The organism is Sorangium sp. So ce296 (assembly GCF_051529605.1).
GTDB lineage: Bacteria > Myxococcota_A > Polyangia > Polyangiales > Polyangiaceae > Sorangium > Sorangium cellulosum_D.
Genome location: NZ_CP150325.1, coordinates 2,761,427 through 2,780,397 on the forward strand (window position 1 = coordinate 2,761,427; position 18,971 = coordinate 2,780,397).

Annotated in this window: 17 protein-coding genes; 9 read left to right on the forward strand and 8 right to left on the reverse strand. The window is 70.7% G+C overall.

What is annotated here, in order from left to right; genetic code table 11:
* Positions 1 to 17 precede the first annotated feature (17 nt).
* Both WME98_RS10475 and WME98_RS10480 read right to left on the reverse strand, forming a co-directional pair.
* A complete protein-coding gene (locus tag WME98_RS10475; RefSeq protein ID WP_437951210.1) occupies positions 18 to 296 on the reverse strand; it encodes a hypothetical protein in 279 nt (92 codons plus the stop codon).
* 12 nt (positions 297 to 308) lie between these two features.
* Positions 309 to 1,892 carry a MopE-related protein gene (locus tag WME98_RS10480; RefSeq protein WP_437951211.1) on the reverse strand — a complete coding sequence of 528 codons (1,584 nt, stop codon included), beginning with the start codon at positions 1,890 to 1,892 and terminating at the stop codon, positions 309 to 311.
* 443 nt (positions 1,893 to 2,335) lie between these two features.
* Between WME98_RS10480 and WME98_RS10485 the strand changes: the two genes are divergently transcribed.
* The 4 genes from WME98_RS10485 (at position 2,336) to WME98_RS10500 (ending at position 5,242) form a co-directional block, all read left to right on the forward strand.
* Positions 2,336 to 3,415: an STAS domain-containing protein gene (locus WME98_RS10485; RefSeq protein ID WP_437951212.1), complete on the forward strand. Its 1,080-nt coding sequence runs from the start codon at positions 2,336 to 2,338 to the stop codon at positions 3,413 to 3,415.
* 156 nt (positions 3,416 to 3,571) lie between these two features.
* On the forward strand, positions 3,572 to 4,066 hold the full coding sequence (locus WME98_RS10490) for a cupin domain-containing protein (RefSeq protein ID WP_437951213.1): 495 nt from the start codon (positions 3,572 to 3,574) through the stop codon (positions 4,064 to 4,066).
* Positions 4,067 to 4,257: 191 nt separating this feature from the next.
* Complete coding sequence (locus WME98_RS10495) at positions 4,258 to 4,848, forward strand: hypothetical protein (protein WP_437951214.1); 591 nt, start codon at positions 4,258 to 4,260, stop codon at positions 4,846 to 4,848.
* Positions 4,849 to 4,891: 43 nt separating this feature from the next.
* The gene (locus WME98_RS10500; protein WP_437333251.1) at positions 4,892 to 5,242 is read left to right on the forward strand and encodes a 4Fe-4S binding protein; all 351 of its coding nucleotides are present in this window, start codon (positions 4,892 to 4,894) and stop codon (positions 5,240 to 5,242) included.
* 22 nt (positions 5,243 to 5,264) lie between these two features.
* Here the strand turns inward: WME98_RS10500 and WME98_RS10505 are convergent, their stop codons facing one another.
* The 3 genes from WME98_RS10505 to WME98_RS10515 form a co-directional block, all read right to left on the reverse strand.
* Positions 5,265 to 6,206: a hypothetical protein gene (locus WME98_RS10505; protein ID WP_061628974.1), complete on the reverse strand. Its 942-nt coding sequence runs from the start codon at positions 6,204 to 6,206 to the stop codon at positions 5,265 to 5,267.
* A 321-nt stretch (positions 6,207 to 6,527) separates the two neighbouring features.
* Positions 6,528 to 7,259: a hypothetical protein gene (locus tag WME98_RS10510; RefSeq protein ID WP_437951215.1), complete on the reverse strand. Its 732-nt coding sequence runs from the start codon at positions 7,257 to 7,259 to the stop codon at positions 6,528 to 6,530.
* 198 nt (positions 7,260 to 7,457) lie between these two features.
* Positions 7,458 to 8,936 carry a hypothetical protein gene (locus tag WME98_RS10515; protein ID WP_437951216.1) on the reverse strand — a complete coding sequence of 493 codons (1,479 nt, stop codon included), beginning with the start codon at positions 8,934 to 8,936 and terminating at the stop codon, positions 7,458 to 7,460.
* A 371-nt stretch (positions 8,937 to 9,307) separates the two neighbouring features.
* Between WME98_RS10515 and WME98_RS10520 the strand changes: the two genes are divergently transcribed.
* The 4 genes from WME98_RS10520 to WME98_RS10535 all read left to right on the forward strand — a co-directional run bounded on the left by WME98_RS10520 (position 9,308) and on the right by WME98_RS10535 (position 15,072).
* Positions 9,308 to 10,816, forward strand: coding sequence for a protein kinase domain-containing protein (locus WME98_RS10520; RefSeq protein ID WP_437951217.1), 1,509 nt, complete (start codon positions 9,308 to 9,310; stop codon positions 10,814 to 10,816).
* A gap of 101 nt (positions 10,817 to 10,917) precedes the next feature.
* Positions 10,918 to 12,507 carry an IS1182 family transposase gene (locus WME98_RS10525; protein ID WP_437949443.1) on the forward strand — a complete coding sequence of 530 codons (1,590 nt, stop codon included), beginning with the start codon at positions 10,918 to 10,920 and terminating at the stop codon, positions 12,505 to 12,507.
* A 192-nt stretch (positions 12,508 to 12,699) separates the two neighbouring features.
* Positions 12,700 to 13,848, forward strand: a complete 1,149-nt coding sequence (locus WME98_RS10530) for a lipase family protein (protein ID WP_437951218.1) — start codon at positions 12,700 to 12,702, stop codon at positions 13,846 to 13,848.
* Between the two features lie 69 nt (positions 13,849 to 13,917).
* Positions 13,918 to 15,072 carry a lipase family protein gene (locus WME98_RS10535; protein WP_437951219.1) on the forward strand — a complete coding sequence of 385 codons (1,155 nt, stop codon included), beginning with the start codon at positions 13,918 to 13,920 and terminating at the stop codon, positions 15,070 to 15,072.
* 105 nt (positions 15,073 to 15,177) lie between these two features.
* On the opposite strand, the gene WME98_RS10540 is transcribed toward WME98_RS10535, so the two are convergent.
* Genes WME98_RS10540 through WME98_RS10550 form a run of 3 tightly spaced genes read right to left on the reverse strand, consistent with a single transcriptional unit; the run spans position 15,178 to position 17,800 of the window.
* The gene (locus WME98_RS10540; RefSeq protein ID WP_437951220.1) at positions 15,178 to 15,984 is read right to left on the reverse strand and encodes an ABC transporter permease; all 807 of its coding nucleotides are present in this window, start codon (positions 15,982 to 15,984) and stop codon (positions 15,178 to 15,180) included.
* A 20-nt stretch (positions 15,985 to 16,004) separates the two neighbouring features.
* On the reverse strand, positions 16,005 to 16,814 hold the full coding sequence (locus WME98_RS10545; RefSeq protein ID WP_437951221.1) for an ABC transporter permease: 810 nt from the start codon (positions 16,812 to 16,814) through the stop codon (positions 16,005 to 16,007).
* A complete protein-coding gene (locus WME98_RS10550) occupies positions 16,811 to 17,800 on the reverse strand; it encodes an ABC transporter ATP-binding protein (RefSeq protein WP_437951222.1) in 990 nt (329 codons plus the stop codon). Before WME98_RS10550 ends, WME98_RS10545 begins: the two co-directional genes overlap by 4 nt.
* 136 nt (positions 17,801 to 17,936) lie before the next feature.
* Here WME98_RS10550 and WME98_RS10555 point away from each other — a divergent pair, with 136 nt between their 5' ends.
* Positions 17,937 to 18,923 (forward strand): phosphotransferase family protein, encoded by a 987-nt coding sequence (locus tag WME98_RS10555; protein WP_437951223.1) that lies wholly within the window; start codon positions 17,937 to 17,939, stop codon positions 18,921 to 18,923.
* Positions 18,924 to 18,971 lie beyond the last annotated feature (48 nt).

An 18,971-nucleotide genomic window follows, 5' to 3' on the forward strand; every position in this document is an offset into this window, starting at 1 on the left:
GGCCCGACCGGCGCACGCTACAGGCCCGTGGTGTCGACGACCACGCCGGTCGCCTGGAAGCGCTCCGTCGCGGGCTCGCCGTCGAGCGTGACCGTGATGTCCATGTCGATGACGCACGGGATGCCGGTGTTCGGCTCGGGCTCCCACGACAGGGTGCCAGCGGCGCCGGTCACGGGATAACGCCCCTCCTCACCTGGGGTGCGGGGCTCCGTGCAATCGCGCATATCGCCGGTGAGCGCCACGTCCAGCAAGGCCCAGAGCTCCGGGAGCTCGACCCCGGAAGCGCGCTGAGCCAAGGAGCGCGCGGTTCACAGGCAGGCGAGCCCGGCCTTCGCAGAGGCGTTGCGGCGCCGCCGGCGGACCACGCCGGCCAGCGCCAGCGCAATCGCCGCGAGCGGCGCCCCGCGCGAGCCCCGCGCGCCGGCCACGAGGCAGCCGCAGCCGCCGTCCGCGCCGGCGCCATCCGCGCCGGCCCCGCCAGCGCCCCCGGCGCCGCCAGCGCCGCCGCTGCCGCCCGTACCGCCGCTGCCGGCCGGATCCGTGACCCCGCCGCCCGCGCCGGAGTCCAGGCTCGCGCCCGTCGAGCCGGTGGGCCCGCTGGTCGCGGTCGCGCTCGCGGCGTCCACGCAGGCGCCGCCGGCGCAGGTCTGCCCGCTCGGGCACACCGCTCCGGCGCACGCGTCCACGCACGCCCCGGCGTCGCAGCGCTGGCCGGGCGGACACGCGACGCCGACGCAGGCCGACTCCCTGCAAAGCCCGCTCTCCTCCTCGCACGCGCGCCCGCTCGGGCACGGCGTGCACGGACAGCTCGGCTTGCACACGCCGCCGTCGCAAACCGTGCCTTCCTCGCAGGTCACGTTGCTGCACGGGTCGACACAGACGCCGACCCGGCACACCGTCGGGAAGGGGCACTGCACTCCATCGCACGCCGCGCGGCACTGCCCGCCGGCGCACACCTGCCCCGCGTCGCAGACGACGTCGGCGCAGGCCGGATCGACACAGAACCCCGCGGCGTTGCACTCCTTCTCCGGCGGGCACACGAACTCGCCCCTGCCGCACGCCTGCACGCACACGCCCCGGTCGCAGACGTGATCCGCGGGGCAGAGATCGCCCTCGTCGGCGGTGCCGTTGCAGTCGTTGTCGAGCCCGTCGCAGGTCTCCTGCGACGCGGGCACGAGCCCCTGGCAGGTGAGCCCGTCCGCCGCGCACTGGGTCACCCCCGGCGCGCACACGCCGGGCAGCCCGGTGTCGCACGGCTCGCCGCCGCCGGTGCAGGTGAGTCCGCTGAAGAAGTAGACGTAGTCGTTGTAGTCGCCGTCGTTGTTGAAGTCGTCGGGGTCTGGGCCGACGCTGCCGTCCTCGAAGGCGACGTAGAACGCGTTGGGCGTGACCACCGAGGTGTAGATGACGGCCGTGACCCAGGGGCCGGGCGGGATGCAGCCCGTGCACACCTGATTCCACTGCTGCTCGGAGTAGTGCGTCTGCGCGCCGATGAGCGCAAAGCCGATCTGGCCGCCCGCATAGTCGGGATCGCTCCGGATGTCCGCGGCGGTGACGATGGTGCCGACGGGGGCGCCGACGGGGACGATCGGGTGGATGTCGTCGAGCGCCGGCGGCGCCGTGGCGGCGGGGTCGACGTTGTACCAGCCGACGCCGAGGCGCGCCCCGGTCTGGGTGAGCACGAGCTCCGCCGTGAAGCCGCAGAGCGGCGAGAAGGTGGACGGCGCGGTGTTCCCATCAGCCTGGTAGTCGATCGCCTCGCCCCGACGTTCGAACAGCGTATAGAGCTGGACCTCGCCGTTCCTCGAGTCGAGCGGCATGATGGTGCCGTTCGGCTGCGTGATCAGCGCGCTGGCGGAGAGCGGCGAGAGGCCGATAGAGAGAGTCGCCAAGAGAATCGAAGCGGACCTCATGGTGCGGTGATACAGAGGCGCGCACCTCAGCGTCAACGGAAACATTCCACGACAACAGACAACGACGTGTCGGGGGGCCGCGCACAACGCCGGTCCGTCGGCGCTCACCGCGTGAGGCGCGATTCGACCCAGGTCGGGGTACCCGCGCGCCGACCCGGGTTGCGGTCCCGCGACCCGACCCGGGTTGCGGTCCCGCGGCCCGACCCAGGTTGCGGTCCCGGTCCCGCGCGCCTCGCGACGGCACCGCCCGCGCCGGGGCACGACGCCTGCGCGCGCTCGGAACGGTCCCCGGCGCCGACGCGATGCGCGATTGCGCTCGGGCTTGCCGCTCCGGCGCGCGTGAGGCAAGGAGCACCTGCGGGGTGGGGTCGCAGCGCACGCGGCGCCTCGGCTCCGCGCCCAATCACGCTGACCGCGAGCCTATGACAACCCCCCGAATCACGATCGCCGGCTTCGACATCGAATGGAACCTGAAAGACGGCATCAACTTGTGGGCTGGAATGCCCACCCTGAGCATGTGGATCCCGAGCTCGGTGGCCGGCCTGATGTCGGGCATGGTGGCGATGGTGGGGGTCGAGCGCTTCAATCTGTGTCTCCAGCTCGGCGGACGGCAGAGCGTCGATGGCGACTGGGCCATCATCAACACGCAACCGACGTTCGAGGAGGGCTTCGGTCGGCTCAGCGAGATCTGCAGCCCGGCCGGCTGGGGGCGATGGGAGCTCGTCGCGGTCGACCGCGAGCGCCGTGAGGCCCGGTATCGCACCTTCAACAACTGGGAGTCCATCTACCAGCGCGCGCTCGGGGTCGTCTGGGGGAGCTCGATGACGGCCGGCAAGCTGGCCGGCATCACCGAGCGCCTGTTCGGGGTCCCTTGCTGGGCCGAGCAGACCGCGTTCGTGACGCAGGGCGCGGAGTACGACGAGTTCGTCGTCCGTCCGACCGACGAGACCGTCGAGGCCCGCCTGGCCGCGCTCCTCGAGACCGATCGGGCCACGAGCTCGGACCTCGCGGTCGCGCTGGCCACGCTCAAGAAGGAGGTCGCCGAGCGGGAGCGGACCGAGCTCGCGCTGCGCGAGAAGCTGCAGCTCATCGATCAGCAGGAGACGGCGCTCTCCACCATGGTCGCGCCGATCATCCAGGTGTGGGACGGCGTGCTCACCGTGCCCGTCATGGGGGGTCTCGACAGCCAGCGCGCGTCCGCGCTGATGGAGCGGCTGCTCGGCGCGATCGTCGACAGCCAGACACGCCACGTCATCCTGGACCTGACCGCGGTCGACGCCGTGGACACGGGCACCGCCGATCACCTGATCCGCATCGTGCGCGCGGTGGAGCTCCTCGGCGCCCGCGTGGTGGTGACCGGCATCCGCGCCGCGGTGGCGCAGACCGTCGTCTCGCTCGGCCTGGACCTCGAACGGATCGTCACGCTGCGCAACCTGCAGGAGGGCCTCAAGACGTGCATGGCCGCAGGAAATGGCGCCGCGCCCGGCCCGAGCGCCCCGTGAACCGCCGCTCGTCCCGGGGGACGGGCGCTCCCTTGCGCGACCCGTCCATCTCCTGAACGAGCCACTTCGACCGCCTCCACGCCGCAGCCTGCTGGAGCGCTCCGCGCGCCTTCTTTCCAGGTGAACGCTCCCTCCCGGGGTGCTTCACTGGACGGCATGTCGATCATCCAGCGTGGCTTCGATCGGTCGGTCGTCGTCCGGGGCGCCGACGCCGAGGTCGTCGGCGCCCCCACCGCGCGGGTCCAGCTCCTCGCGGACAGCAGCGCGACGGGCGGAGCCCTCTCCACCGTGCGTGTGACGCTCGCGAAGGACGCTGACGGCGCGCGGCCGCACCGCCACGACGGCTCGGCCGAGATGTTCTACGTGCTCGACGGCGCCGTGCAGGTCCTCTCGGGGAGCGACATCGTGACGGCCGACAAGGGCGACCTCCTCGTGGTCCCGCCCCGGGTCGCCCACGCGTTCGCTGCCGCCCGCGGCAAGAGCGCCGAGCTCTTGATCGTCATCACCCCAGGCGTCGAGCGCTTCGAGTACTTCCGCAAGCTCACGCGCATCGCCCGCGGCGAGGAGCCGCCCGAGACCTTGCGCGACGTGCAGGAGCTCTACGATACCTATTTCCTGAGCAGCCCCGAATGGGACACGGCGCGCCGATGACCGGGCCGCCCGTCCAATCGATATGTCCCTGGGCGACTCGGGCCTCTGGTCATCGGCAAGCTCGGCGGCGACGGCGGCCAGCCGGCCGCGGCGCATTGACCGGCGTGGGAGGAGCTGGTAGCCCCCTTGGCAGGGCCGCGCGCCCGCGCCGCGCGCCGCCGCGGCGCCGACGCGCCCTCGGAGGTCCACGCATGTTCCGCAAGACGCTCGCCGCTGCTCTCCCGCTCGCGCTCGCGCTCTCCGCCGTCCCCCGCGACGGCGCCGCCTCCAACTACCCGCCGAGCTACGATTATTGCGGGCCCACCGCGACGGTGCACACCGGCCCCTTCGAGCTCATCCAGGATCCGGTGCGGACCGACGCCGCCAGGCTGACGGTGGCCTACCGCGGCTACCTGCGCGCCTATTATCCCGATCACGAGATCAACCTCTATGTCCGGCTGAACGGCAGCGACGCCTTCCTCCCGGCGAGCGCGGGCGCGCACGGCGACGCCTACGTCCTCGTCAGCAACGCGCCCCGCGACTGCGCGTGGTGCTCGCCGCCGCCCGACGACGCGGGCCAGCGCCTCTGCGGCGGCGCGCCGCTCCCGCCCACGTCGAGCGGCACCTGGGTCTGCAACGAGCCGACCGCCGTCGAGGAGGACCTCTTCTTCTGGGCCTATGATACATACGGCCGCATGAACGCCTGGGACATCGAGGTGGCCGCCGAGTCCCACGGCCTCTGGGACAGCAACCTCGGAGCGAACTACGCCGCGCGCTTCGAGGCCCGATCGAGCTGCTTCTGAGCGCCGCGCGGCGAGGCGAGTCGAGTCCAATCGAGGCACGAACATGGCAGGATCGTTGAACAAGGAGAAGGCGCGGCGCGCGGCCTCGCACCCGGACCGGCCGGGCGAGCAATGCCGGGCCGAGCCCGGCGCCTTCCGGCCCGTGGTGAACCGGAACCGGTGCGAGGCGAAGGGCGATTGCGTCGAGGTGTGCCCCTACCAGGTCTTCGAGATCGCGCGCATCGAGCGCGCCGATTTCGAGGCGCTCTCGCCCCTCGGCAAGCTCAAGTCGCTCGTCCACGGCCGGAAGACCGCGCTCACGCCGAACGCGGCGCAATGCCAGGCGTGCGGCCTTTGCGTCGTCGCCTGCCCGGAGAAGGCGATCCAGCTCGTCCCGGCGGCCGGGGCGGGGTGAGCGCGCCGCGCCCCGGCCGGCGTCAGGCGACGCTGCGCGCGGGCCCGGACGCGGGCGCGGCGCCGTACCCGTAGGCGGCGCGGTAGCGCTCGTACCGGTCGAGGAGCTCGCTCGTGGTCTTGGGCATCGGCACGCGGGCGCGCGTGATGTACGAGATCACGTTCTTGCCGCGGACGATCAGCTCGGCGCCGCGGGCCGCTTGCTCCCGCTCGGCGGGCGAGGCGTCCGCGCCGAGCGCCGGCTGGAAGGCGGCGAGCCTCTCCGCCGACACGACGAACGACGTCCAGACCTCGAAGATCTCGGCGTCGGTGCGCAGCGTCTCGCACTTGACCTTGGCCGCGTGCGCGAGCTCGCGGGCCAGGCGGTCGAGCCCGGCGAACATCGGCAGCGGCCCGAAGGTGTCGATCATCGCGTCGCGGATGCCGTCGATGGCCTTCATGCTCTGCGCGATCTTCACGTACCGGCTGTTGTAGAACGCCTCGACCGGGAAGGAGAACGCCTTGAACGGCTCGCCCCACAGCTCGTCGAGCCCCTCCTCCCCGCTGCGGTGGAGCACCATCTTTCCGAGCGTCAGCGCCTCGAGGAGGTGCTCTCCGCACTCGCGCATGAGGGCGTTGTCGGGCTCGATGGTGACGCCGAGCTCCTGGATCTCCACCAGCTTGGTGAAGATGTCCGCCGCGCGGTTGAAGATCGCGCCGGCGAGCATGGCGCCTTTGACGCGCTTGCGCTGCGGATCGGCCTCGGACTCGAAGGCGCGCCGCGCCTCGTCCAGCCGCCTTCCCGGCACGTTGATGCCGTGCTCGACATGGTTGAACAGCCGCCGCGTCAGCGCCTCGATGAGGCGCTTCTTCGCGAGCAGCGTATCGGCCGGCGCCTCGTACGCCTTGATCCAGTAGCCGTAATAGTAGACCCGCAGCTGGCCGTCGATGATCTGCTTCTTCCCGAGCGGTATCGCGCTGTCCATGGCCCGCCTCCGGTCGGCTGCCAGGCGTCGCCCCTGCGCCGGAGGCGCGGGGATGCGTGCCCGTGCGAGATGCGCGTAGCATGGGCGCGAGGCCGCCCGCAAGGCGCGAGCGACGCGATCCAGCAGAGTCGTCCGACGGAAACCGGGAGTTCACCGACAGGAAAGACAGAGGCTCGCGAGGTGATCGCCGCCGCCGAGCGCCGCCCTCTTGGCGGCTCGGCGGCTCGGCGGCCCGGCGCGACGGCCCGGCGCGCGGGGCGCACGACAGCGCGGCTCACCGGGGCCGGCCGGCGGCGCGCGCCCGCGCGCGAGGCCCGGGCGTCACTGCGCGCACCCCTCGAGCTCGGCCATCATGCGCCAGAACGCCATGGCCTTGATCTCGCAGCTGTCCTGCGTCGTGTGGGTGTGCTCGTACTCCGCGTTGCCGGACGCCTCCACGTCGAAACGCGGGTGCTGCATCGGGATCTCGACGCCGTCCACCATCGCGGTGTGCCGCTCGCCGCCGAAGTGGACGTCGAGGTCCTCGAAGTCATAAAGGATCTTCCCGCGCTCCCGGCAGAAGTCGCGGATCTGCTGGTTGCGCTTCGCGCGGTTCACGCCGTTGTACTCCGCGTCGCCGGGCCCGGTCATGTAAACGAAGGTCACCTCCGGGAACTCCTGCCCGAGCGCGTCGAGCACGTCGAGGTAGCGCTGCACGTCCTGCTCGGTCTGCTCGGCGATCTCCGAGGACCAAGCCCACATCGAATACCGGATCTCCGGGTGATCGCCCAGGATGGCGCGCACCTCGTCGACGCCCGCCTCGCTCGCCCAGTACTGCTCGCCCACGACGAGGTTGTTGTCGATCATCCCGTCCCACATCCGGAAGACGCCGGTCTCCGCCGGGACGCCGCAATACTCCGCCTCGAAGCCGTGGACGGGAGAACCCGCCTCGATGCTCTCGGCGCCCACGATGATCTGCGAGCCGTGCGAGCGATGGGCGTAATGGAAGACGAAGTCGCCGGACTTGAGCGCGTCGATACAGCTCGCGCCGGGCTCGGGCGCCGCGATCTCCACCGCTGCGATGGCGCACCGGCGAGCGCCCGCCGTGATGCGCTGCGCCAGCGCGGCCTCTGCGCGACAGCCGCCTGGGCCCGCGCGGCCGCTTCGGGCGGCGGGCCCGCGCAGGGATCGCGATAAGGCGCACTCCGCGCAGGGAGCGGGCGGCCGTCGAGGCGCGGCCTCCGCCGCGCGGCGTGCCGCCATGAGGGAGGTTCAGGGAGGGGAGATGCGGAGGACGAAGCCGCTCGTGCTCGGCGACTCGACGGTCCCCGATCCGATGTCGATGTAACCGTAGAAGAGGCCCGCCACCCAGAGCGTGCCGTCGGGGGTGAGCGCCATGCCCTGGGCGGAGCCGGCGCTCGACGCGTAGCGCTGGAGCGCCGTGACCTCGGAGGACGCGTGTGCGTGCAGCGCGAACGGCGTATAGTTGAAGATGACGAGACCGTCGTAACGACCCGCCGCGTAGACGCCGCCCGCCCTGTCGGGCGCGAGGCCATACATCGTGCCGCTCGGCTCCGGCGTGATCACCCACTCGGCGGTCCCGCTCTCGGTGAGCTTCGCGACGAACGGCGTCCCCTCGATGTCCGCGTCCACCGTCGTCCCGAGCACATCGCTCTCGCCGCTCACCGTGCCAGCGAGGAACGTGCCCTGGCCGACGGCGATCTCGTTGCCCATGTCGAACTCCGGCCCGCCGAAGCGCCGCGCGAAGCGGGCCTCCCCCGCGCTCGAGAAGCGGGCGATGAAGCCCATCATCGTCGACTCGTCGGGCAAGGTAAGCGCCGTTCCGCCGATGGTCAGCGGCCCGTCGGCGTAGCCCGTGATCGACACGTCGCCGTCCTCGTGGACGGCGATGCCGGCCACGGCGCTGTCGGTGCTGCCGGGGTTGTTGAACACCTTGGCCCAGGCGACATCGCCGCTCGGCGCGAGCTTCAAGAGGAAGGGGGACTCGCCATCCGCCTCCAGGAGGCCGTCGCCGAAATCGATATCGTCGTCGACATAGCCGCCCACGTAGACATGGCCCGTCGCGTCGGTCGCGATGGCGAGGCAGCGATCCGTGGCCGCCGACGCGAAGCGCCTCGCCCAGAGCACGTCGCCCGCGGGGCCGAGCTTGGCCACCATCGCGTCCGAATCGGCCGTCGGGGCGGACAGCGTCTCGCTCCCGATCGTGACGTCGCCATTGAGCTCGCCCGCGAAGACCGCGTTGCCCTCTCGGTCGACGGTGACGGCGGTCACCGCGGATTGCCGCGCCGTTACGATGGGCGCCGACCAGAGGAGATCGCCCTCGCGATCGAGGCGGACGAGAAACGCGCCCAGATCGGTGATCGTCCGATCGCCCAGCCTGATCTCGCCAAAGGATGCGCCGCTCACGTAGGCGCCCCCGTCGGCCGCCCCGGCGACGGCGATGTTCCGCACCATGTTGCCTTGCACTTCCGTCGGATGGAGGAAGAGCGCGTCCGGAGCGGCGAGACCGACGCTCGCCGCTCCGCCGGCCGCGTCGCCCCCGGTCCCGGCGCCACCGGTACCGCCGCCACCGCCGGCATCGCCGCTGCCGGTGCTGCCGCCGCCCCCCGTGCCGCCGCCGCTGCCCGCGGTCGCGGCGGTGGCTCCGCCTCCTCCCGGGCCGGACGGATCGCCGCCGCCACCGCACGCGGCGCACAGGAGACCCAGAGTGAGCCAGACGATGATTTTCATCCGCACAGCGTAGGCGACCGCCCCCCGCGCTCGCGGGACAATCGCGCTCCGGCGCTCGACAGAGCACGTTTGCTGCGCCAGATATTGCTGAATTTTGACAGCAAGGATGGACCGTTAGGGACTGACGCGCGCCTGATCTCGATCCAGGCCTGTCGCGGGGGTGCGAGCCGGCGAGACGGCCGCCTCGGGCGGCCCGGGCGGGAGCTCGGGCGATCGCCAGCCGCCCACGGCGATGGGAAGCGCGGAGTCGCCCGGAACGTGGCGCGCGCAAGCACGATCGTTCCGCCATCTCCCGGCCCATCATGGCCGGCACCTTTCCTATCCTGTAGGCTCATCTCACCTCCCTCGGCAGCCAGGAGGACGCCATCGCCATGCATTACGCCCCAGATTCCGTCGTTGGTGGGAAGTACCGTCTTGAGCGACCGCTCTCGGCCGGCGGGATGGGCTCTGTGTGGGCGGCGCGTCACATCAACTTGGGATCTCCCGTCGCGGTCAAGTTCATGGCACCGACGTTTGCGACGTCGTCCACGTTCCTGGCCCGCTTCGAGCGCGAGGCCAGGATCGCCGCGAGCCTGAAGAGCCCACACGTGGTCTATGTCCAGGACTACGGCGTCGACGACGACACTCCGTACCTCGTGATGGAGCTGCTCCAGGGCGAGGACCTGGGCACGCGGCTCGAGCGCGTCGGCCGGCTCTCCCTCGCGGACGCCACGCTCATCCTCATGCAGGCCGGCAAGGCGATCCGCCGCGCGCACGAGGCCGGCCTCGTCCACCGCGATCTCAAGCCGGCCAACCTGTTCCTCGCGCGCGCGGAGGAGGAGCAGGAAGAGATCGTGAAGGTCCTCGACTTCGGCATCGTCAAGGAGACCGGCGTTCATCTCACGGAGGAGGTGACGCGCACCGGCGAGCTGCTCGGCTCCCCTCACTACATGAGCCCGGAGCAAGTCCGGGGCGAAAAGGACGTGGACCAGCGCAGCGATCTCTGGTCGCTCGGGGTCATCCTCTTCTGCGCCGTCACGGGCGAGCTGCCGTTCCAGGGGGATCAGCTCGGCGCCGTGATCGCCAACATCCTCGTCGCGCCCGTGCCGAGCGCCTCCACGCTCGCGCCCGACCTGCCGCCGGCGATGGATGCCTTCTTCGCGCGGGCGCTGGCCCGCGAGCGGGCGCAGCGCTTCCAGTCGATCGGAGAGATGATCGGCGAGCTCCGCCGGCTCGCGGGCATGGCGTCGCCGTCGATCCCGGATCTGCAACCGCCATGCTCCGGCATGCCGACCTCGTCCCAGCCGAGGAGGAGCGGGACGATACCGCTGCGGCCGGTGGAGCTCCGCGTGCCGCCGTCGGCGCCCCGGGCGGCAACGCCCGGGACCCTGACCGGGGCGGGGGCGACGGCGCAAGACGCAAGGCCGCAGACGCCCGCGCGCGCGATGCTGGCGCTCGGCGTCGCGACGACGCTCCTCGGCGTCGGCATCACGGTCGCCGTGGGAGCGGGCAGCGCGCGCGGCAGGGGCGAGGCGGGGGCGGAGGTCTCCTCGGCGACCGCGCCGGCGCCGGAGCGGAGCGCCGCCTGGACGCCGGCGAAACCGCCGACGTCGCCCGAGCCGCCGCCGAGGGTGTCCCCCGGAGCGCCGTCCTTGCCCGACACGCTGACGACCCCTGGCAAGCCACCCTCCGCCCCGGCGACGCCGGCGACGGGCGTTGCCGGAAGCACGACGGCGCCGCCTGAGACGCCGCCGTCGGCCGCGAGAGCACAACGGCCGTCATCGACGGCCAGGCCCAGAGCTCCGCAGATGACTGTCCCCAATCCCGCCCAGAAGCCTCCCGTGCCACAGCCGACAGCACCGGAGCCGGATCGCGCCCCGATCCCGGAAGTGCCCTTCTAGAGGACCGATCAGGTTGATTTTGTGATAATTCTGCGCTCTTCGATGGAAGGCTCGACCGTCTCGCCCGGGCCATGATCTCGTCCGCGTCCGGAGGTTCACGGATGGAACGATGGTCGCCGCCGGTGGAGCTGTCGCGGCAGGAGCAGGCGCTGATGAAACGGCTGACACGCGTGAGAGCACTGTTCGGCTTTCTCAGGCTGCACCGGCACGAGCTGTTCGATGAGACCTTCCAGGAGCAGCTGGAGGGCATGTACCGGACGACGGGGGCAGGTGAGCCGCCGCATCCGCCGGCGCTGATGTGCATGGTTACGCTGCTCCAAGGCTACGTCGGCGCATCGGATGCCGAGGCGGTGGAGCTGGCCGTAGTTGACCTGCGCTGGCAGATGGTGCTCGGCTGCCTGGGTGCGGCCACGCCGCCGTTCTCGCAGGGCGCGCTACAGGCGTTCCGAGAGCGGATGGTCGCGCACGAGATGGACCGGGTGCTGCTGGAGCGGACCGTGGCGCTCGTTCGGTCCGGCGCGATGACGGAGGGCGAGAGGCGCGCGGTATCCAAAGCGCTGCGGGTAGCCATCGATAGCCGCCCTTTAGCGGGGGCCGGTCGGGTTGAAGACACGATCAACCTGCTCGGCCATGCTGCACGCAGCATCGTCCGCGTCGTGTCAAAGATCACGGAGCGTCCGCGTGAGGAGATCTGCCGCAAGGCGGGCATCCCGCTGCTTCTGGCTCCCAGCATCAAGGCCGGGCTCGATCTCGACTGGAGCGACCCGAAACAGAAGGCAGCGGCGATTCAGATCCTGGAGCGGCAGGTCTCGTCACTGCAGCAATGGGTCGACCGCCATCTGGACGACGTCGTCGAGCAGCCGCTGCGCATGTATCTGGATGCGCTCACACAGGTGGGAGACCAGGACCTGGAAACCGCCGAGGACGGGACCGTTCGCATCCGGCAAGGGGTTGCGCCCGACCGCCGTGTCTCGATCGAGGACGCCGAGATGCGCCACGGCCGCAAGAGTCGCTCGAAGCGGTTCGACGGCTACAAGGAACACATCGCACGCGATCTTGACCTTCCCGTCATTGTCGCCTGCGCGGTCACGCCTGCAAATCGGCCCGAAGAAGAGGGTGCCGCACCGATCGCCGAGGACGTCCAGCGTCAGCGGCTGCGCCTCGTCGAGCTCCACATTGATCGCGCCTACGTAAACAGTCCCGTCGTTGACGACGTGATCCGCGCGGGTGGCCAGGTGTTCTCGAAGCCTTGGGGCCAGCGGGCTCGAAGCCCCGATTTGTTCAGCAAGCGCGATTTCAAGATCGACCCGCGCGCCAAGACAATCACGTGTCCAGCGGGACAGGTCGAGGTGTTCGAGCCGGGCGACACGGTCGAGTTCGATCCCGAGGAGTGCGGCGCGTGCCCCCTTCGAGCCAAGTGCACGCAAGCTGCCTCGGGGCGAGGGCGGACCGTGTCCATCGCCGAGGACGAAGCTCTGCAGGGCAAGTTCCGGAAGTTGCAGCAGACCGGGCCAGGACGCGCCGTGCTCCGGCAGCGGACAGCTGTGGAGCATGCGCTTGCCCACATCGCGGCACGCAAAGGACACAGCGCGCGCTACATCGGCGCCAGGAGAAACCTGTTCGACCTCCGGCGCGCCGCAGCGATCCAGAATCTCGAGGCGGCTCAGCGGCTGATCCAGGAGGCTGCGTAACTAATTGGAATTAGATGATTTTCAACCCGTTCGGCGTTCTAGACGTTGGAAGGTCTCCATGCCCTACGCTGCACCTGGGCGGTGCCGCCGAGCCGATGCCTGGCGCCGTGATGCCAGCGAGCTACAAGAACGAGAGGTCGCTTGTGACCTGAGATACGGTGACGGAGCGTCATGGAATTAGAAGCCGTTCGGGTGAGAAAGAGCTACCAGCATGGCGCCGGTACAGAGGAGGATGAACCCGCCGCGGAGCCTCCGGTGGAGGGCGGCATCACATCGGTCGACTACATGCTCCAGGCAAAACCAGGAGAGCATGACAGCCTGCTCGCCTCCGTCTTTGGCATAGCGTCAATATGGGCTTCTTCCGACGCGGACACGGTCGCAAAGGTGATGCATCGCCGTATCGGTATTACCTGGAACGAGACGGTACGACTCACGTCGAGCAACCCGGCGCTCCTCACGGACACGACCGCCTATCTCGTCCAGAGCGAGGACCGGAGGCTGTGCATCCTATGTTTCCCCAGCGCGGATATCCGGAACGCGATCCAGTGGTTCACAAATGCCAGCTCCAGACCGGAACCCTTCTTTTCCTCAGGGCATGTCCATGGCGGCTTCTTCCGCGGCGCCAGGATCCTCGCTACCACCCTCGGGGTCTTGCTCGAGAGCGCCCGCAAGGGTGGGTCCATCTGCGAGGCGGTCGCGCGGGAGAGAGCCATCTGGAGTCGCTGCGGCGAGGAATACCCGTGGAACAGGGAGGATGGCGCGCGCGGCGTCGAGGGGAGCTCGGGCACCTCGCACGGAGCGCTCCGGCCGCCCAGGCAGGACGGCCCGGATGTGCTGGAGGCGCTCTATATCACCGGGCACAGCATGGGCGGCGCGCTCGCCGTCATCACGGCGGCGCTCCTGCTCGAGGAGCCTCAGTTCGCCTGCCTCCGCGACAAGCTGCGCGGCGTGTACACGTACGGGCAACCGATGGTCGGCCACCAGGACTTCAAGGAGAGGTTCGAACGAGACCTCGGGAAATTACTCTTCAGGCATGTCTATCGCAGTGATTCCGTACCGCGCCTGCCGGCGCGGACCTCGGGCGCCTTCGTGCACTTCGGCTCGCTGTACACCTCGAAGGAAGGTGAAGGATGGGTGCCGAGTCGAGCGACGATGGGGCAGGCGTACACGAACCTCGGCGCCGCGCTCACGGGGATCACGTCGTGGGTCCTGCAGGAAATGCTGGTCGACCTCCCGATCATCCATCGCATTCCGCTCCGCATCTCGTTTGCCGACCACCTGCCGATCAATTATCTGCGCGCCTCCGAGGTGACGGTCACCGGCGAGGCATTCACCCCGTAGACCGGCTGCATCCCGAGGTGTGACCTGTGACCCGAGCGAGGTCGACACATGAATTTGAATGCGATCCGCGTGACCAAGAGATCCCGGGATGATGCGGGAGCAAAGAAGGATGGGCCTGCGGCGACGAGCTTCCCCGCGGGGGCCGAGCTCGATCATGTCGACAAGGTTGACGACATGATCCAGGCGGAGACGGGGAGCTACGATCGATACCTCGCGTTTGCCCTCAGCGCGGCGTCGTCGTGGTCGTACTCCGATGCGGACACCATGGCGAAGGTGATGCATCTCCGCGCCGGCATCCCCTGGAACGAGACCGTGGCGCTCACGGAGAGCAACCCTGCGCTCCTCACCGAGACGACGGCGTATCTCGTCCAGAGCGAGGACCGGAGGCTGTGCATCCTCTGCTTCCGGGGCACGGGGCCCCTGAACATCATCAACTGGTTGTCAAACGGCAGCTCCCGCGTGGCCCCCTTCCTCTCCGCAGGGCATGTCCACGGCGGCTTCCTCCGCAGCGCCATGGCGATGGCTACCACCCTGGGGATCTTGCTCGACAGCGCCCGCAAAGGCGGGTCCATCTGCGAGGCGGCAGCGCGGGAAAAAGCCATGTGGGCCGACTGCGCCCGGGAGCACCCGCGGCGCAGCGAGGAGGATCGACGCCGCGCCGGGGCCACACCGGACACGCCGCGCTGGGTGGCCCGGCCGCCCAGGAGGGACGGCCCGGATGTGCTGGAGGCGCTTTACCTCACCGGTCACAGCCTCGGCGGCGCGCTCGCCGTCATCACGGCAGCGCTCATCCTCGAGGCTCCTTGGCTCGCCCGCTTCCGAAGCAAGCTGCGCGGCGTGTACACCTATGGGCAGCCGTTGATCGGTCTCCAGGATTTCAAGGACAGGTTCGAGCGAGAGCTCGGACCAATGCTGTTCAGGCATGTCTATCGTAATGATGTGGTACCGAGCCTGCCGGCGCGAACCATGGGTCGTTTCGTGCACTTCGGCGCGCTGTACACCTCGGAAGGCGGAGAATGGATGCCAGGCCGAGCTGCGACGAGGCAGGGCCTCACGCTGCTGGGAACCGCCGGCCGCGCTGTCCTGGCGGGGGCCCAGCAAGAGATGCTGGTCGACCTCCCCATCCTCGATCGCATTCCGCTGCGCTTCTCCATCGCCGATCATGCGCCGCTCAACTACCTCCGTGCATCCCAGATGGTCGACGCCGGCACGGAGTTCGTGTGAGCCGAGACGGCCGCGCAGGCACAGATGAGCGACTTGCCGGAGCGTCCAGTGGGAGACCGGAACGAGCTCCCTCCACGAGGGCCGGGCGTCTTGGCACCCCTCCCGCTACGATCCGGTGGACTGATACCGCCGCTCGCCGAAGCGCCAGATGCGCAGCGACACGAGCAGGAACACCACGCCGACGAGCGGTGACGCCCAGCGCGCGGCCTCGGGCAGCGCCGGGACCGTGGGGCGCTCGAGCAGCGCGCCCGCGGGGATGTAGCTCACGAAGGCCAGCGGCACGACGAACGTGAAGAAGCGCCGGAACCAGTCGCGGTACAGGGTCAATGGGTACTGCGCCGCCTCCGTGCCGCCGTAGGTCAACGTGTTCATGATCTCGAGCGACTCGACCGTCCAGAAGCACAGCGTCGCCTGGAGCACGAGGAGCCCGTAAAACACGCAGGCGCCGCCGGCGATCGCGCCGGCGAGCAGCCCGACCTTGGCCGCCGTCCACCCGACGTCGAGCGCGGCGCCGGCCCACAGGAGCATCACGAGGCCGACGGCGAGCCGACCGGCGCGCAGGAACTGGAACTCGCTCGTCGCGACCTGGAACGCCGTGGAGCGCGGGCGCAGGAGCATCCGGTCGAAATCGCCGGACCGCACCACCGTCGAGAAGGTGTCGAACCCTCGGCCGAACGTCTCGGCGAGCGCGAAGGAGACGTTGACCAGCCCGAACAGGAGCGCCACGTCCGCGAAGCGCCAGCCCCGGACCGCGCCGAACCGGTCGAACAGCGCCCACACGCCGAGCAGCTCGATGCCCACCATGATGAACTGGCCTATCGACCACATCGCGAACGAGGCGCGATACTGCATCTGCGCCCGCAGCGACGCGGCGGCGAGCCGGAGGTAAAGCGTCGTCGCGTCCCGCCACATCTCGCCTGCTCCTCGCCCCCTCAGCCGCCCTGCACCACGAGCCGCCGCAGGCCGCGCGCCACCATCGCGCGCCCGAGCGCCACGAACGCGGCGGTCCACAGCGCCTGGTGCAGCAGGACGCCCGGGAGCGCCCCGGCCGGCAGGTGGCCGAGGTAGAGCCGGAACGGGGCGTCGACCATGCCGCGGAACGGCAGCGCGTCGAGCCAGGGCTGCATCCACGACGGGAACAGCGGCAGCGGCACGACCATGCCCGAGGCGATGAGGACGAGCGAGGGCACGATCCGCGCGATGCCGTCGCCGGACGTGGTCCACAGCATCGTCGACGTCACCGCCGTCGCGAACGCGGCGACGAGCGCCGCCGCGAAGACCATGGCCGCCGCCCACGCGCCCGCGGCCGCGAGCGACGGCGGCAGCGACATGCCGAGCAGCGGCACCGCGACCGCGAACATCGGGATCGCGCGCAAGACCGTCGGCGCGACGCGCGCGGCGAGCGTGCGGGCGAGCCAGAGGGTATGGAGATCGAGCGGGCGCGAAAGCTCGTAGCCCACCGCGCCGGTGCGGATCAGCTCGCGCACCTCGGGGTCGGGGTTCGTCGAGAATGGCATCAGCTGGAAGAACGCCTGCCCGAGCCAGGTGTACGTGATGGCCTGCCCGAGGGCCATCGGCGGACGCGCGCCGGGCGCGTTCGCGTAGAACGCCTCGAGCACCATCACCTTGATGAGCCCCCAGAACAGCTGCGTGGCGAACCCGGCCGCGGCCGCGGCGCGGTACTGCAAGAGCGCGCGGAAGCGCGCGCGAAAGACGGCCCAGTAGGCGAGGAGCGCGCTCACGGCCGGCCGCCTGCCTCGCCGTAGAGCCGCGCCACGATCTCGTCGATGGGCGGGTTCTGCACCAGGAGGTCGCGCACGGGGTAGCGGGCCGTGACGCGCCCGACGAGCTCCGCGGTCGAGATCGCCGCGGGATCGAAGCGCAGCGTCACGCGGTCGCCCTCGCGGCGGATCACCTCGGCGTGGGGCTCGGCGATCTCGGCGGCGGGGTCGGTCAGGTCGACGATGAGCCAGCGCTCGGCGGTGACCTGCGCGCGGAGCGCCTCGAGCGAGCCGTCCGAGAGCACCCGGCCGCCGGCGATGAGGACGACGCGCGAGCACAGGGCCTCGATGTCGTCCATGTCGTGCGTCGTCAGGATCACGGTGACGCCGCGCTCGCGGTTCAGCCGCTGGACGAAGCCCCGCACCGCGAGCTTCGAGACGGCGTCGAGGCCGATCGTGGGCTCGTCGAGGAAGAGCAGCTCGGGCGCGTGGAGCAGGGCGGCCGCGAGATCGCAGCGCATGCGCTGGCCGAGGCTGAGCTGCCGCACCGGCGTGTCGAGCAGCGGCGCGAGATCGAGCATCGCGACGAGCTCGTCGCGCGCGCGGGCGTGGTCGGCCGCGCCGACGCGGTAGATGTCCCGGAGGAGCTCGAACGAGTCGATCACCGGCAGATCCCAGAGGAGCTGGGTGCGCTGGCCGAACACGACGCCGAGCCGCCGCACGTGCGCGACGCGCTCGCGCCACGGGACGCGTCCGTCCACCTCGCATCGCCCCGAGTCCGGCACGAGGATGCCGGCGAGGATCTTCACCGTGGTGGACTTGCCGGCGCCGTTCGGCCCGATGTACCCGACGAGCTCGCCCCGCTCGATCGCGAACGAGACGCCCGCGAGCGCGTCGACGGCGCGGTAGCGCGGGCGCACGAGCCCGGCGAGCGCGCCCCACGCGCCGGGGCGGCGCTCGGCCACCCGGTAGGCCTTGCGCAGGTCCTCGACGACGATCAGCGGCATGGCGGCGGCGAGGCTCCCACGGGCGGCGCGGGAGCATACAGGACGTCGCTCGGATGGCCAGCGCTGCGGCGTCGTCAGGTCTGCCTTCCTCTCCCCCGCAGGCCCAGCGCGGGTTACCCTGGCCGCCGCTCCGCCTATGACCGCCGATCCGATCGACCAGACCCTGTTCCCGCCGTTCGACGACGCCGCCGGCTTCGACCGGATCCGCGCCGATCTCGGCGCCTTTCTCCCGGCGATCCGCGCGGTGTGCGAGCGCCACGGCCTTGCGGCGAGCGGCCTCGCCGCGTTCGAGCGCGGGACCAACGTCGTTGTTTCGAACGACGCGGGCCAGATCATCAAGCTGTTCCCGCCGTTCCTGAGGCACCAGTTCGAGGCCGAGCGCCTCGCGCTCGGGCGCGTCCACGGGAACGTCCCCGTGGCCACGCCGGAGATCCTCCGGGAAGGGGAGCTCGACGGGTGGCCGTATCTCGTGATGTCGCGCCTCCCGGGGCGCCCCCTGGAAGAGGTCTGGCCCGCGCTCGGCGGGGCGGAGCGCGCCGAGGCGCTCGCCCGCATCGGCGAGATCATGACGGCCGCCCACGCGCTGCCCACCGGCGGGCTGGAGAGCCTCGATCTCGGCTGGGACGCGTTCGTGGAGCGCCAGATCGCCGGATGCGAGGGCCGCCACCGGCGAATGCGCTTGCCCGAGCGCCTGGTCGCTCAGATCCCGGCGTACCTGGCCTCGGCCCGGCCTCTCCTGCCGACGTCCGTGATTCCCGTCCTCCTGACGGGAGAATACACGCCCGAGAACCTCCTCGTGACCCGGACGGGCGGGGCGTGGCGCGTCACCGGCATGATCGACTTCGCGGACGCGTGCCTCGGGCCGGCCGAATACGACCTCCTGGGCCCGTGCCTCTTCCTCGCCGCCGGCAGCGCGGAGCTCCAGCGCGCCTTTCTGGTCGCCTGCGGAACCGGGATCGCCGATGCCGACCTGACCCCGGCGCTGAGCCGCAAGCTGATGGCGCTCGCGCTCCTGCACCGGTACAGCAACCTCGGCTACCAGATCAGGATCGAAGGCTGGGAGTCCCAGGCCTCCTCGCTCTCCGAGCTGGAACAGCTGATCTGGCCGTTCCCGGTCCGCTGATCTCGGCGCGAGAGCTCGCGACGATCGGTCGCGCGCCGGATCGCGCGA

Coding starts and splice junctions, on each gene's coding strand:
- WME98_RS10500 (WP_437333251.1), top strand. CDS start 4,892: ATGGCAGGATCGTTGAACAAGGAGAAGGCGCGGCGCGCGGCCTCGCAC.
- WME98_RS10505 (WP_061628974.1), bottom strand. CDS start 6,206: ATGGACAGCGCGATACCGCTCGGGAAGAAGCAGATCATCGACGGCCAG.
- WME98_RS10490 (WP_437951213.1), top strand. CDS start 3,572: ATGTCGATCATCCAGCGTGGCTTCGATCGGTCGGTCGTCGTCCGGGGC.
- WME98_RS10520 (WP_437951217.1), top strand. CDS start 9,308: ATGCATTACGCCCCAGATTCCGTCGTTGGTGGGAAGTACCGTCTTGAG.
- WME98_RS10555 (WP_437951223.1), top strand. CDS start 17,937: ATGACCGCCGATCCGATCGACCAGACCCTGTTCCCGCCGTTCGACGAC.
- WME98_RS10550 (WP_437951222.1), bottom strand. CDS start 17,800: ATGCCGCTGATCGTCGTCGAGGACCTGCGCAAGGCCTACCGGGTGGCC.
- WME98_RS10485 (WP_437951212.1), top strand. CDS start 2,336: ATGACAACCCCCCGAATCACGATCGCCGGCTTCGACATCGAATGGAAC.
- WME98_RS10525 (WP_437949443.1), top strand. CDS start 10,918: ATGGAACGATGGTCGCCGCCGGTGGAGCTGTCGCGGCAGGAGCAGGCG.
- WME98_RS10515 (WP_437951216.1), bottom strand. CDS start 8,936: ATGAAAATCATCGTCTGGCTCACTCTGGGTCTCCTGTGCGCCGCGTGC.
- WME98_RS10495 (WP_437951214.1), top strand. CDS start 4,258: ATGTTCCGCAAGACGCTCGCCGCTGCTCTCCCGCTCGCGCTCGCGCTC.
- WME98_RS10540 (WP_437951220.1), bottom strand. CDS start 15,984: ATGTGGCGGGACGCGACGACGCTTTACCTCCGGCTCGCCGCCGCGTCG.